At 41.1% G+C, this 12,472-nt stretch carries 18 protein-coding genes; all 18 read left to right on the top strand.

The annotated features are described in order from the left end of the window. Window positions 1–49: 49 nt before the first annotated feature. The 18 genes from F3J02_RS03770 to F3J02_RS03685 all read left to right on the top strand — a co-directional run bounded on the left by F3J02_RS03770 (window position 50) and on the right by F3J02_RS03685 (window position 12,459). Window positions 50–607 carry a DUF2280 domain-containing protein gene (locus tag F3J02_RS03770; RefSeq protein ID WP_167247754.1) on the top strand — a complete coding sequence of 186 codons (558 nt, stop codon included), beginning with the start codon at window positions 50–52 and terminating at the stop codon, window positions 605–607. Then, window positions 591–1,907, top strand: a complete 1,317-nt coding sequence (locus F3J02_RS03765) for a terminase (RefSeq protein ID WP_167247752.1) — start codon at window positions 591–593, stop codon at window positions 1,905–1,907. Before F3J02_RS03770 ends, F3J02_RS03765 begins: the two co-directional genes overlap by 17 nt. Before the next feature lie 39 nt (window positions 1,908–1,946). Further along, entirely contained in the window at window positions 1,947–3,287 is a 1,341-nt protein-coding gene (locus F3J02_RS03760) for a DUF4055 domain-containing protein (protein ID WP_167247750.1), read from the top strand. Between the two features lie 9 nt (window positions 3,288–3,296). Continuing rightward, window positions 3,297–4,403, top strand: a complete 1,107-nt coding sequence (locus F3J02_RS03755; protein WP_167247748.1) for a minor capsid protein — start codon at window positions 3,297–3,299, stop codon at window positions 4,401–4,403. A gap of 20 nt (window positions 4,404–4,423) precedes the next feature. Continuing rightward, the gene (locus F3J02_RS18725; RefSeq protein WP_167247746.1) at window positions 4,424–4,639 is read left to right on the top strand and encodes a hypothetical protein; all 216 of its coding nucleotides are present in this window, start codon (window positions 4,424–4,426) and stop codon (window positions 4,637–4,639) included. Between the two features lie 357 nt (window positions 4,640–4,996). After that, a complete protein-coding gene (locus F3J02_RS03745; RefSeq protein ID WP_167247744.1) occupies window positions 4,997–5,164 on the top strand; it encodes a hypothetical protein in 168 nt (55 codons plus the stop codon). A 256-nt stretch (window positions 5,165–5,420) separates the two neighbouring features. Next, complete coding sequence (locus F3J02_RS03740) at window positions 5,421–5,762, top strand: hypothetical protein (RefSeq protein WP_228284318.1); 342 nt, start codon at window positions 5,421–5,423, stop codon at window positions 5,760–5,762. A gap of 436 nt (window positions 5,763–6,198) precedes the next feature. After that, a complete protein-coding gene (locus tag F3J02_RS03735) occupies window positions 6,199–6,348 on the top strand; it encodes a hypothetical protein (protein ID WP_167247743.1) in 150 nt (49 codons plus the stop codon). A gap of 83 nt (window positions 6,349–6,431) precedes the next feature. Next, window positions 6,432–7,223 carry a hypothetical protein gene (locus F3J02_RS03730; protein ID WP_167247742.1) on the top strand — a complete coding sequence of 264 codons (792 nt, stop codon included), beginning with the start codon at window positions 6,432–6,434 and terminating at the stop codon, window positions 7,221–7,223. A gap of 12 nt (window positions 7,224–7,235) precedes the next feature. After that, window positions 7,236–8,186, top strand: a complete 951-nt coding sequence (locus F3J02_RS03725) for a major capsid protein (protein WP_167247740.1) — start codon at window positions 7,236–7,238, stop codon at window positions 8,184–8,186. A gap of 47 nt (window positions 8,187–8,233) precedes the next feature. Then, window positions 8,234–8,554 (top strand): HeH/LEM domain-containing protein, encoded by a 321-nt coding sequence (locus F3J02_RS03720; protein WP_167247738.1) that lies wholly within the window; start codon window positions 8,234–8,236, stop codon window positions 8,552–8,554. Between the two features lie 3 nt (window positions 8,555–8,557). Continuing rightward, window positions 8,558–8,938 carry a hypothetical protein gene (locus F3J02_RS03715; RefSeq protein WP_167247736.1) on the top strand — a complete coding sequence of 127 codons (381 nt, stop codon included), beginning with the start codon at window positions 8,558–8,560 and terminating at the stop codon, window positions 8,936–8,938. Beyond that, entirely contained in the window at window positions 8,938–9,306 is a 369-nt protein-coding gene (locus tag F3J02_RS03710; RefSeq protein WP_167247734.1) for a glutamate 5-kinase, read from the top strand. The genes F3J02_RS03715 and F3J02_RS03710 overlap by 1 nt, the downstream gene beginning before the upstream one ends. A 40-nt stretch (window positions 9,307–9,346) precedes the next feature. Beyond that, window positions 9,347–10,054 (top strand): hypothetical protein, encoded by a 708-nt coding sequence (locus F3J02_RS03705; protein WP_167247732.1) that lies wholly within the window; start codon window positions 9,347–9,349, stop codon window positions 10,052–10,054. A gap of 42 nt (window positions 10,055–10,096) precedes the next feature. Further along, window positions 10,097–10,480, top strand: a complete 384-nt coding sequence (locus tag F3J02_RS03700) for a hypothetical protein (protein ID WP_167247730.1) — start codon at window positions 10,097–10,099, stop codon at window positions 10,478–10,480. A 1-nt stretch (window position 10,481) separates the two neighbouring features. Continuing rightward, entirely contained in the window at window positions 10,482–10,880 is a 399-nt protein-coding gene (locus tag F3J02_RS03695) for a phage tail terminator-like protein (protein WP_167247729.1), read from the top strand. A 68-nt stretch (window positions 10,881–10,948) separates the two neighbouring features. Next, entirely contained in the window at window positions 10,949–11,302 is a 354-nt protein-coding gene (locus tag F3J02_RS03690) for a hypothetical protein (RefSeq protein WP_167247726.1), read from the top strand. Continuing rightward, window positions 11,302–12,459 carry a phage tail protein gene (locus F3J02_RS03685; RefSeq protein ID WP_167247724.1) on the top strand — a complete coding sequence of 386 codons (1,158 nt, stop codon included), beginning with the start codon at window positions 11,302–11,304 and terminating at the stop codon, window positions 12,457–12,459. The genes F3J02_RS03690 and F3J02_RS03685 overlap by 1 nt, the downstream gene beginning before the upstream one ends. The last annotated feature ends 13 nt before the right edge of the window (window positions 12,460–12,472 follow it).

Genomic DNA, 12,472 nt, shown 5'->3' with positions numbered 1-12,472 from the left:
TCATTTTTTTTGCCATGTTTCCTTGATGAGCCTTGATGGATTTTGAATTATGGCAAAGCTCAAAAAAGCCGAGCAACTCTTTATAGTTCGGTCACTTGCGCAATTCATGACACCCACTGAAGTTGTTAAGGACATCAAGGAAACATTCAACATCGATGTGTCACCGCAGCAAGTTGAAGCCTATGACCCTAATAAGGTTGCAGGTAGAGATTTAAGGAAAGAATTTAGGGATGTATTTGAGGCAACTAGGAATGATTACCTAAAACAACCACTGAGTAAGATTAGTGGGGCAAATGACATTGTTCAGTTGAAGATTCTGAACGATCTGCTTTGGTCAAAAAAGAATAACGTCAGGATGACGCTTCAGATTGTTGAGCAGATGCAAAAGATCATGAAAGGGTTTTATGACAAGAAGGGTGGTCATCCAACTAAAAGTAACGGCGGTGAGGAAGGCCAGACAAAGGCTGATGTAGAACTTGAGATTAAAAAGTTAGAACTGCAAAAGCTCCAGCGAGAAGTGAATCCACCAGAGCATCGACCACCTGATGAGGATTACAAACTTGTTTTGAATCCTGATGAGGAGATACCAGATGAGCCAATTCTTTAATCCTCCTGAGGGTTCAGTTCAATTAACGCCTAAGCAAGCCAATATCTATTTATGGGGCTGGCAAAAAGAAGCACGGTTTCGTGATGCAGTTTGTGGCCGCCGTTTTGGTAAAACCTTCTTAGCCAAAGCTGAAATGCGTAGAGCTGCTAGACTTGCCGCTCAATGGAAAGTCTCAGTTGAAGATGAGATTTGGTATGCAGCACCTACATTCAAGCAAGCTAAGCGGGTTTTCTGGAAACGATTAAAACAGGCAATTCCTGCATCATGGCGAGTAGGCAAGCCCAATGAGACCGAGTGTTCAATTACGCTTAGAAGTGGCCATGTTATCCGTGTGGTTGGTTTGGACAACTATGACGACCTTCGTGGATCTGGCTTATTCTTCTTAATTATTGATGAATGGGCCGACTGTAAATGGGCAGCATGGGAAGAAGTACTTCGCCCAATGCTTTCGACCTGTAAATATGTGGTCAACGGCGATCAGCGGGTTGGTGGTAACGTTTTGAGGATTGGTACGCCTAAAGGCTTTAACCATTGTTATGACACATTCATGGATGGTCAGCCCGGACATGAGCCTGATTGTAGAAGCTTCTCATATACCTCACTTCAAGGCGGGAATATTCCTGAATCTGAAATCATTGTTGCTAAACGCAAGATGGATCCAAAGACCTTCAGTCAGGAATACGAGGCAAGTTTTGAGAGTTATCAAGGCGTTATTTTCTATTGCTTTAATCGAACGTTAAGCGCATCAAATGAAACGGTTAAGCCGAATGATGTACTACACATCGGAATGGACTTTAACGTTACTAAGATGGCAGCTGTTGTCTATGTTCGCCGTGGTGAGCAGATGCATGCGGTTGATGAGTTTGTGAATCTGTTTGATACACCCGCAATGATTGAGGCAATACAGGAACGCTATCCTGATCATGAGATTGCTATTTATCCCGATGCTTCAGGTGAAAACCGTAAGTCTAGCAATGCCAGTGAAACGGATCTGGCGTTACTCAGAAAGGCTGGCTTTAAGGTCCATGTCAACAGCAGAAACCCAGCTGTGAAGGATCGAATCAATTCAATGAATGGCATGCTCTGCAATACCTTGTCTGAGCGTCGCTTATTCGTAAACGTAACCAAGTGCCCACACTTCGCTAAATGTCTGGAACGTCAGATCTATGATGATTATGGCCAGCCAGATAAGAAGTCAGGCTTTGACCACATGAATGATGCAGGTACATATCCAATCGCATATTTATTCCCGATCGACAAAAAGTCAGCAGGAATGCGCAGGATCCGAGGAATGGCTTAACCAATGCACCTTTACAGGTGCTTTTTTTATGGTGTTTTTATGGCAGTTACTGATAAACATCCGCAGTATGTTGCTGCACAAAAAAGCTGGCAGATGATGCGTGATGCTGTTGCTGGTGAGGAAGAAATTAAGCAAGCCACGACAAAATACCTTTCTAAGTCTGCGGGCATGATCGAAGCAGAGAAGCAGGGAGATGCTGCAGGTGATATCTATAAAGCTTATGTGAACCGTGCTCAGTATCCGCTATGGGTTCAGGATTCGTTACGTACGATGATTGGATTGGTATCAAAACTTGAACCGAACATTGTGATAGAAAGTAATCTTCTCACTGGATTGATTAATAACGCCACCAATGATGGATTTGGACTTAAGCAACTTTTTATTCGAATTTCCTTTGAACTGCTTGAATATGGGCGTTGTGGCTTATTGGTAGATGTAGATGCTGACGGTGTCCCGTACTTTGCTTTGTATGATGCTTTATCGATTATCAACTGGAAAGAGAACAGTATTGGTGGCAGAAAGGATTTAAAGCTGTTGGTGCTAGAGGAGCAGTTTGATAATAGCGAGGATGAGTTCGGGCATGAAACTAAAACCGTGCACCGAGTATTGTCCATGCAAGACGGCGCTTTAACGGTTCGGTTATTTGATGGAGCAATACCTGAGGACAAAACACCTGATCTAGGCGGTAACCAACTTTCTTTTACGCCGTTTGTATTCTGCGGTACCACAGGTAATTCACCTGATGTGGGTTCGGTACCATTACTGACAATGGCTAAAGCTGCACTGAAGTATTACCAGTTGAGTGCAGATTATTTCCAGTCTTTGCATCATACAGCTCATCCGCAACCATGGATCAGTGGTTTGGATGATGATTCGGATATCAGTGTGACTGGCGTAATGGCTGTTTGGGATTTACCTAAGGAATCGACTTGCGGGTATTTAGAGATCTCAGGTGATGGGATTGATATGACCAAAAAGGAAATGGATGCCCAGAAAAATTCAGCACTGGAAGCTGGGGCTAAGGTCATTGATACCAATACTCAGGAATCTGGTGAAGCCCGCCGTGCACGTCAGGATGATCAACATGCAAGCTTACACAGCATCGTGATGTGTGCTGCTGAAGCCATCGAACAAGCTATTAAATATGCAGCACAGTGGTTAAAGCTAGATCCATCTAAATATGCTTTTACGGTTGAGCCTGAATTTGTTGTTCAGCAATATGATATCAATCTGGCCAAGCAACTTTATGAAGGTGCACTGCAGGGAAAAAATTCATTCAGAACATACTGGGAATATATCGCTACCGGTAAATTGCCATCGCATGATTATCAGGATGAGCTGCTACGTGTTGAAGAAGAGCGGGATAGCCTGCCGTTATAAGGGGGCTAAATGGCTTCAAATAATCAAAAAAATCTGATTGAGATACTTACCCAGCATCAGGCCTATTTGTATCGAGCATCATCTCAATCGGTAAATGAATTAACCAGATTATTTAATTCAGAATCAGACCAAATGCTTTCAAAGCTTCGGGACCTGCTAGATGAGTTAAATGATGCGGAGAAGGTAGCCTTAGCTGGTGGCCGATACACCACAAATAACCTGAAAGAAATCCGAGATCTTATTTCTCAGTGGTTCGCCAGTTTAAGTACATCCATTCCTGACGTATTCGCCGTATCAGCTGCAGCTTTGGCTGTATATGAGGCGAGTTACACTGCCAGACTTTACGGTGGCAAGATCAAAAAGCAGAACGGAAATAAGCTTTATTCTTCAGCCAAGAAAACGCCACTGGTAGGCGGTGCGCTGGTCGATGATCTGCTGTTGAAGATTGCTGAAAGTGCACGGCAGAAGGTTGAGTATGCAATTCGAGACGGCATAAGCAGCGGAAAGACCAATCAGGAAATCATTCAGCGGATCCGTGGTACCAAACGCCAGAATTATGAGGATGGGTTTCTAAGTACTTCCAAAGCTGATATTGAGCGTACGGTGAGAACAGTACGCAGCCATGTAGCAAATCAGGCTTACCAAGATAGTTTTAATCAGCTCGGTTTTGAATACGTAAAGCTGGTTGCTACCTTGGATGGGAGAACATCAAAGCTTTGTGCGGCTCTAGATGGTACTGTCTGGGAGATCCATGATCCTGCAAAGCGCGTACCGCCGTTGCATCCTAATTGTCGTAGTATTTTGGTGCCCGTCGATAAAGATGGTCTGTTGGTTGGCCAACGTCCATTCGTGATGGATGAGCGGAAAGTTAAGGACATTCCAAAAGATGAACGCGAGAAACTGATCGGCCAAATTGATGCAAACATAACATTCAAAGCGTTCTTTAAGAAAACAGATGATTTCTTTCAAAAGGAATGGCTAGGGCCAAAACGGTACAAGCTCTATAAGGAGGGGAAGTTTGATTTTGATAAGTTCTTTGACCCAGAAGGGCAGCTTTACACACTAGAACATCTTAGAAAGCTAGATGAGCTAAAATTTAAGGAGCTTGGAATTTAACAAACGTAGAGGTATTTACTATGTTAAAGGTATCAATTTGCGAATGCAGGACGCGTAAGGAAGAGTTAGAAAAGGTTTTGACTAATCAGATTGCAGAATTAGTTAATAAGTTTGAGATTGAGACAGGGGTAAATATTCGTGATATTTACCTGAACTTTACTGATGTGTCTGAGATCGATCGACCCGATAGATATGTGTTTACGAGCGTAATAGTCAAGACCCAAGAATCTGATTAATGTTTTAAATGAAAAATTTTGATCTTTATTTGCTATTGAGTTCGATCTGTAATTGATTACAGATCGAACTCAATTCACTCAGTCTTATCCTTCTGGGACAACAGATATTTGCGGTAATACAATTTAAAGGATAGAAATACTAATCTCCTTCGGGAGGTTTTTTATCCTCAATCGTATTAGCGCAATTCGAGTTAACTTGCCGAGCGTATTTCGGCACAAGAAGTCCCGCTGACATATATGTTATTAGTGGGTCTTTTTCTTTTTTTGGTTTTGAGTTGAATGCTTCCAAAAAAATAATAAATGTTTATTATAAACATGCCTTTAATGTCGAAAGGTGTTTTGGTATAAGGAACTAAAATGAATAATTTAAATGATGATTTGGACGATGATTTAGAAGAAGAGGAACCATATCCTGATTACAGCCCTAACGATTGTGAGTCTTGCAGTGGTACTGGTATCGATGCAATGGATGGTGGACAATGTGAAGATTGTTTGGGAACCGGAGAAAAAGGAGAGCTGGATTAATAGCTAATTTTTGATAAGTTCTTTAGATGCACTACCTATGTAGTGCATTTTTTATATCAAATAACTGGTGGCTATAATATACGGGTGAAAGGATGGATATAGACAAGTATTTCAAATAGCTCAGCTTTAGTATCTCCATTCATCTGTTTTTTCTAAACTTTAATTCTCTATCGCTATAATCCAAACAAAGTAAATCATAACGCTCATTTGATTTTACAAAGATTTGTTTTTGTTATCTGGGGAATGACAATAGCTAATGAATAAAACGTACATTATTCTGGGTATAAGTTTTATATTCATGTATGGGGTTATATGGAAATCTAATCATGATAGGTTGAAGAGAGAGCTAGAGAAGCAACAGCAATTTCAACAACATACGCAAAAAATGGCAGAGATGGAAGCAGAGCAACAAGTAAAATTGCAACAAGAAGCAGCTGAGAAAGCCAGAAAAGATCAGCAACGTGCAATCGACAACGAGAATGCTAGGCTTGAGACAGAAAGATTTGAACGTCAAATGAGAATGCAAGAGTCATCTAGATCTAGTGAATATCCTAGTTCATATGATGATGAAGACGTTTTAAAGCATATTTATGACTAGAAAGATTCAAAACCCAAATAGATCTAAGGGTTGGTTTATTAAGCGGGTGAAACTTTTGTTGAAAATAAAATTAAATCTAAAACAAATTTTTTTGTTTAAATAACAGATACTTGTGTTGTTTTAATTGCTGGTATTTTAAACACTCAAACTTATTTACCCCCTGTAGGTCTTTTCAACCCTATTGACATGATTTATTATTTTTTCAAGCGAAGCCGACTCCCAACAAGTCGGCTTTTTTAGTGCCTGAAAAAAGTTATGGAACAAAATTCTTGAGGACTTTTTAGATATGTAAATATTCAAATTGATAGGAACTAGTTCCGTCTAAACAATCGCTTAGCAAAGAAATATGCTAGCTCAATAAAGCAAAAACCCCAGTGCGCTAACACTGAGGTTTTCAAATCAACTCAACCGGTGAAAGTTAAGGAGAAATATCTCTATGCATAAGAATACATCAAAATCCGAGTTAAAGGTAGATGGAAAAATGAGTGAGAAAGGTGCCGATCGAGCAGGACTAATGCAGGCAATTACCAATTTTGGATTAGTCATAGGACTCATTATTATCGCGATTATTTTAGCGCTGAAATAATCGCATTTACTTACACACCGCCTTCGGGCGGTTTTTTATTGCCTTGAGAAAAGGCTCAACCTAATCAAACGAGAGGTTTGAACATGTCATTGCCATTTATTGTGGATTCACTGGACCAAATCAAAGAGGAACATCGTGGCTTATACGTCGAGGAGGACGGGAAGTTTCGCCTTGATCTGGATGGTTACGAAGATCCTAAAGGTCTGAAGACTGCATTACAAAGCGAGCGTGATGCCGCCAAGAATGCGAAGCAAGAACTCCAGAAGTTACAAAAACAGTTTGAAGGGATTGATCCTGAAATTGTCAAAAAGCTGTTTGCCCAACTGGAGCTCGATGAAGATGCGAAATTAATTGCTGAAGGCAAAGTCAGTGAAGTCATTCAAAAGCGTACCGAGAAGATGCGTGAACAACATGACAAGTTACTGAATGCTGAAAAAGAACGTGCGGATAAGGCTGAAGCTTATGCCAATAAGTTCAAACAATCTGTCGTCCAAGGCCAAATTGTTCAAGCAGCAGTAGAGCTTGAAGCCTTACCTGAAGCAACTGCAGATATCGCATTCCTTGCCCAATCTAAATTTGTACTCGATGAAGACGGCAAGGCTGTCGCAATTGATGCACATGGCGATGTCGTCATTGGGAAGGATGGCAAGACACCATTGTCTCCTAAGGAATGGGTTGAAACCTTACGCGAGCAAAAACCTTATTTCTGGCCAAAAGCAAATGGTTCGGGTTCACCAGGTAGCACAAATACAAAAACTCAGGTCGATATCACTAAACCTGATGGCTCGGTGAACCTCACCAAACTTGCTCAATTACGAAATGAAAATCCGCAGTTAGCTAAAGAGCTTGCTGCAAAACATGGTATTAAACTTTAAGGAGAAGACCACATGGCTGAAACAAAAATTGCTGATGTAATCGTACCTGAGTTATTCACTCAGTACGTTTTAAACAAAACTACCAAGAAATCTGCTTTATGGCAGTCGGGTATTGTTGGTGAACTGGATGTCGAGGTGGCATTCGGTACCCAAGGCGGCTCTACTGTGAATATTCCATTCTGGAACGACTTAGACGGTGAGTCTGAGGTCCTATCAGATAATCAGGCCTTAACTGTGAATAACATTGCAGCGGGACAGGATATTGCGATTTTACATGCTCGTGGTAAAGCCTGGGGTGCCAATGACCTAGCCAAAGCATTGTCTGGTGATGATCCCTTGGGTGCCGTTGGTGATCTTGTTGCAGATTACTGGGCACGCGAGTTCCAAGGTTTCACTGTGAATACGCTTAAAGGCGTGTTCGGTTCTGCAAGCATGGCCAGTAATACCCATGATATTTCCGCTGGTGCCGGTGCTGCTGCAGTAATTGATGGTGTTTCTTTTATCGATGCTTCTTATAAGTTGGGCGATGCGGTTGATAAATTAACAGCAATTGCCATGCATTCAGCAACGATGGCTGCATTGGCGAAACAGGGTCTGATCGAAACCGTTCGTGATGCAGATGGTGTGGTGCTTTATAAAACCTTTATGGATCGCCGTGTCATTGTCGATGACGGTATGCCTGTTGATGGTGATGTATTTACATCGTTCCTGTTTGGCCAAGGTGCAATTGGTTTTCAGGATATTGGAGCGCCAATTGGTGTTGAGACAGATCGTGACAGTTTAGCTGGTTCTGACATCCTGATTAACCGCCGTCATTTTGTTCTACATCCTCGTGGTATCAAGTGGTCGGGAGCAATGGGAGTTGCCCCAAATAACAGCGGCCTTTCAACAGAAAGTAACTGGGAACGCGTATACGATCCAAAGCAGATTCGTATTGTGGCGTTTAAACATAAGGTCAAATAACTAAAAGGCGGGTAATACCGCCTTTATCTTTTTTTGGAGATCCTCACATGGGACTTTCATCATTTAACCGAGCACGAGAACGACAAATGACACAACAAAAAGTTAATGAACTTGAAGAGCAATTGGCTGGCGTAAAAGGTGAGTTTATTGCATTCATGAATGATCCTAATGCAATGAAAGCACGTATTGCAGAACTGAATGAAGGTAAGGGAACACCTGATCCTTTAGATGGTCCTACATCTGTTGATTATTCATCCTTAAAGGTTGATGAAATCAAAGCTGTATTGACCGAAAAAGGCATTTCATTTGACGGCGTTACCCGTAAAGACGATTTACTCGCACTTATCCCACAAGAGCCTAAGGAATAATCCATGAGCTTTATCACTGAACAAGAAGCGATTGAACATGTACAAGGCTTTGATGCTTTATCTTCCAGTGATAAGGCCGATTATCTTCAAAAGGCAGAGACCTATCTTATCGCCCGTAACGTGAAACCTTATGAGGATGTGACACTGGTGCCCAAGGCATTAAAAACAGCCTCATACGAGATCATCAAGGGCATCATGAAAGGTGAGCTCTATCAAGGGCAGGAACAGGCCTTAAAACGTAAAAAGGTTAAGGCCGATACACTTGAATCAGAAAAGGAATACCAGGAAGGATCCCTAAAGCTGAATGCAACTGAGCAATATATTCTGGATCTGATTAAACCATTTACTAAACGCTCTGCAGTGTTCTTTGTTAGGAGGGTTTAATGGGCTTACGTGACGAACTGCAGGCAGACATTGCCGAGGCATTAGATGAGGATCTAGCAGATGCTGTTCAAACTTTTTCGTGTGAGCGGATCATTAAAAAGAACTTTGACCCGGTACATGAAACGTATGATGAGGAAAAGATTTCTTATTCTGGCCGAGGGGTTCTTTTTGGGCAGTATAAGTCCTATGACATTGCAAATTTAGGAATACCGGCGACAGATAACAAAGCGGTTGTTCTGCAGAATGAAGTATCAGCAGAACCAGCTATAAATGATGAGTGGATTATAAAAGGTTGCTTATATCGTGTGATCAATATTTCTAAGGATCCAGTAGGTGCTATTTGGATCTGTCAGTTGAGAAAGGTTTAATAACTTGGTCTAATATCCGCCTTTAAAAAAAGGGGGCGGTATGGTTAAAAAGACTTTGGAAAATAAGATTAAGGATACTATCTTTGGTGTCATTATCTTTTTTATTCTTTATGGAATTATTGGGTTTCTACTTGAAACAAGTTGGTTAAGTACATCGGTTGGATTACCTAAAATATATGAGATATTTAAAGACGGATTAACTATTACCGCTTCGTTTTTGGCTCCAGTTACTGCTTTTGTATTATTTAGTCATTGGAGTGAGCAGCATAGTGCCGTTCGGAATGAAAAGGAAGTTATTAAACTCCTTAAAGAAACAAAAGGAATCAATAGGGAAGTCGATGATATTGAAGATTTTATAACGGGGTATCATAGTATAGGCTTTAGTAAAGCAGAGCTTATTGAATATGACAAAAAAGTAGGCGATTTATTTGGCAGAACTTATCATCATTTTGATAACTTGGTTGAATCCGCCAAGAATTTTAAAAATAGGGAGTTTCATAAAGTCTGTATTGACTTGGTTCAGAAACAAATACAGTTTCTTGTAAGGGTAGTAGTTTTGGTCCAAACAACTCAGAATTTAGAGCAATGTAAACTTGATTCAAATGCTCACGGCGATTTGCCCGGGCTAATAAATGACGAAAATCGGGCTAGTTCTCACTACTATGCCGCAGCAGAAAGTTATAAATTATATAGTGAAGAAATCAAACCTGAGATAGAAAAACTCGCTGATGAACATCGAATTTTATAAGTATAAGCCCACATAAGTGGGTTTTTTTATGGGCAAAATATTATGGCTTGGAAAGGTAAAAGACCGTCTGATTTTGCAATCAAGGTAAAACATGACGGTGATAAGTTAATTCAAGATATTGGTATGGATCTGATCCAGGGAGTTGTTGTTGGCACTCCAGTTGATGAGGGTGCAGCACGTGGTAACTGGATTGCATCAGATGAACCTGACAAAACTTTCGATAAGAATCAAAAAGACCCAACTGGACAAGGCACGATTAATAAAGCTTTTGTGTTCTTCTCGCAAAAAGCAAGGCTTGGCTCAGTTATCTATCTACAGAACAATTCGCCATATATCGAACGCCTAGAAAATGGTTGGTCTGGTCAAGCACCAAACGGCATGGTCAGTACGACATTTAACTTTATCTCCCAAAAGTACGGTGGCTAAAATGGCTATGACACTTGAACAGGCAAGACAAGCCATCATTGCACGCATGCAAGGCTTCACTGGCATTGATCAAACGCGAATCCAGTATCCTAATACCCCTGATTTTAGAGTGCCTGAAAATGGCTTGTGGTGCCGATTAACGATTGCGGGTGGATCAAGCTTTATTTCGGGTATTGCCGATCAGCCATGCACACGACGTACAGGGAATATCATGATTCAATGCTTTGCTAGGCCGCATACAGGAGAGAAAGAGTTAACTGTTTTAAGTGATGCTTTGCTTGGTCACTTTGAGTATTTCAGTATTGAGCATTTGGAGTGTCTGCAGGGGCAGGCAATCAATGCTGGTAAGGATAGCGATTTCATCCAGTACAACGTATCGATTGGCTATAAAATCAATTAAACCAGTTTAAAAATTTTTAATCCCTTACCACCTCATCGGTGGTTTTTTTATGTCTATAGGAATCACTTATGAGCAATTTTGTTTTTAAGCGCGGTGACACCTTCAATTTAAATCTGCAGCTTGTTGACACAGATGATGCTTTGCAATTTCCACCTGATGATGTGCGCCGTGCAATTGATTTAACTGGATTTGTATTTTCATCTCAAATTAAATCATTGGCAGATGGTACGGCTGTAGCTGCACTAACATGTACGGCATTAAACCAAGCAAATCAAAAGGGCTGGCTTAATGTTAAATCTAGTGCCAGTACAGCACTTTGGTCACTCGGTTTGTGTCAAATGGATATTAAAGCCGTTGTTGGTGGAGTTACTCAGCATTCTGAGACTTTGATGTTTCAAGTTATTGAGGGGGTGACAACCTAATGGCCAATCTTGTTATTAAATTTAATTGGGATCATCGACCTTACCCCTTTAATTCTGCACAAGGTAATCGTCAATTTATGTTGCCGTTTGCCTCAGGTATTCCCAATTTGACTCCAAGTTTTGGGCAGGTTCAGGGTACTGCTGTTGTTGGACAAGGTGGAACAGGTGCAACTACTGCGGCGGATGCGCGGTCAAATTTAGGTGCAGCAGCGAGTGGCGTCAATTCAGACATTACGGAGTTGAAAGGCTTAACAACAGCACTTTCAACTTCTCAGGGTGGAACAGGAGGAAACACTACAGCCTCAGCAAGATTAAATCTAGGTCTTGGAGATATTTGTGTAGGAGGTTTCTCTTCGGGAACTGTTAGAGATTTATTTGATAAAACGACTACTTTAAATTGGATATCTGTTCTTGGTGATAATAGGTTCTCTTTTGTTTCAAATGGAGATTGGCAAAATGGGAATACTAGTAACCCACTGAATATGCCTTCCCGATATGGTTCAGTATTTGGATATCTTGGATCAAACTCATATGGAACTTATTCTTGGCAAATGTTCAAGGCGGTTACTGGCCCACAACTTTCATATCGTTATGGTGTTGGTTCCGACTTATGGTCCGCATGGGGGCATGTAAAAACAAGCTTTAATACATCGGTTGATGCAAATGGATTTTTAAAATCTGCATCTCCAGTAGTTCAACTTTTTAAAGATCATATTGAACTCAATGAAGATGCAAAAGCTCAGCCAATAGAGTTCCAGAAAGTTGACGTGGGAGATTATCTGCTTAAAGGCTCACTGGGGTTTGCACAAGAGGGCTGGTATATCGAAGTACCAAAAGACGCGAATGGAAATACAGTTATTGCTGTTGTCTTTGACACATTGGAAAACGGTGATATTTCTATTAAAACCTACAAGCGTAAGTTTGATTTTGAACTTGCGGCGGTTGTTGCTGATCTAGAAAATCCACTGGAAATTCCAGCAGGCCGTTGGATTGATATCCGCTTACACGAGGAACTAGATCCAGAGCCTGAGGATATCTCATTTGTTGAAACACCAATTGACTTTCAGCCTACCAACTTAGCTCAGGCAGTAGCTGCTGCAATGGCAGGTATTGAACCGCCCGAAATCACAGATGAATCATCAAACAAATCACTTTAAAAGCCCGCCTAAA

The organism is Acinetobacter sp. Tr-809 (assembly GCF_011753255.1).
Taxonomy (GTDB): Bacteria; Pseudomonadota; Gammaproteobacteria; order Pseudomonadales; family Moraxellaceae; genus Acinetobacter.
Note: the sequence above shows the minus strand (reverse complement) of the source record. Positions and strands in the feature narration are given on the sequence as shown.

Coding starts and splice junctions, on each gene's coding strand:
- F3J02_RS03770 (WP_167247754.1), top strand. CDS start 50: ATGGCAAAGCTCAAAAAAGCCGAGCAACTCTTTATAGTTCGGTCACTT.
- F3J02_RS03765 (WP_167247752.1), top strand. CDS start 591: ATGAGCCAATTCTTTAATCCTCCTGAGGGTTCAGTTCAATTAACGCCT.
- F3J02_RS03760 (WP_167247750.1), top strand. CDS start 1,947: ATGGCAGTTACTGATAAACATCCGCAGTATGTTGCTGCACAAAAAAGC.
- F3J02_RS03755 (WP_167247748.1), top strand. CDS start 3,297: ATGGCTTCAAATAATCAAAAAAATCTGATTGAGATACTTACCCAGCAT.
- F3J02_RS18725 (WP_167247746.1), top strand. CDS start 4,424: ATGTTAAAGGTATCAATTTGCGAATGCAGGACGCGTAAGGAAGAGTTA.
- F3J02_RS03745 (WP_167247744.1), top strand. CDS start 4,997: ATGAATAATTTAAATGATGATTTGGACGATGATTTAGAAGAAGAGGAA.
- F3J02_RS03740 (WP_228284318.1), top strand. CDS start 5,421: ATGAATAAAACGTACATTATTCTGGGTATAAGTTTTATATTCATGTAT.
- F3J02_RS03735 (WP_167247743.1), top strand. CDS start 6,199: ATGCATAAGAATACATCAAAATCCGAGTTAAAGGTAGATGGAAAAATG.
- F3J02_RS03730 (WP_167247742.1), top strand. CDS start 6,432: ATGTCATTGCCATTTATTGTGGATTCACTGGACCAAATCAAAGAGGAA.
- F3J02_RS03725 (WP_167247740.1), top strand. CDS start 7,236: ATGGCTGAAACAAAAATTGCTGATGTAATCGTACCTGAGTTATTCACT.
- F3J02_RS03720 (WP_167247738.1), top strand. CDS start 8,234: ATGGGACTTTCATCATTTAACCGAGCACGAGAACGACAAATGACACAA.
- F3J02_RS03715 (WP_167247736.1), top strand. CDS start 8,558: ATGAGCTTTATCACTGAACAAGAAGCGATTGAACATGTACAAGGCTTT.
- F3J02_RS03710 (WP_167247734.1), top strand. CDS start 8,938: ATGGGCTTACGTGACGAACTGCAGGCAGACATTGCCGAGGCATTAGAT.
- F3J02_RS03705 (WP_167247732.1), top strand. CDS start 9,347: ATGGTTAAAAAGACTTTGGAAAATAAGATTAAGGATACTATCTTTGGT.
- F3J02_RS03700 (WP_167247730.1), top strand. CDS start 10,097: ATGGCTTGGAAAGGTAAAAGACCGTCTGATTTTGCAATCAAGGTAAAA.
- F3J02_RS03695 (WP_167247729.1), top strand. CDS start 10,482: ATGGCTATGACACTTGAACAGGCAAGACAAGCCATCATTGCACGCATG.
- F3J02_RS03690 (WP_167247726.1), top strand. CDS start 10,949: ATGAGCAATTTTGTTTTTAAGCGCGGTGACACCTTCAATTTAAATCTG.
- F3J02_RS03685 (WP_167247724.1), top strand. CDS start 11,302: ATGGCCAATCTTGTTATTAAATTTAATTGGGATCATCGACCTTACCCC.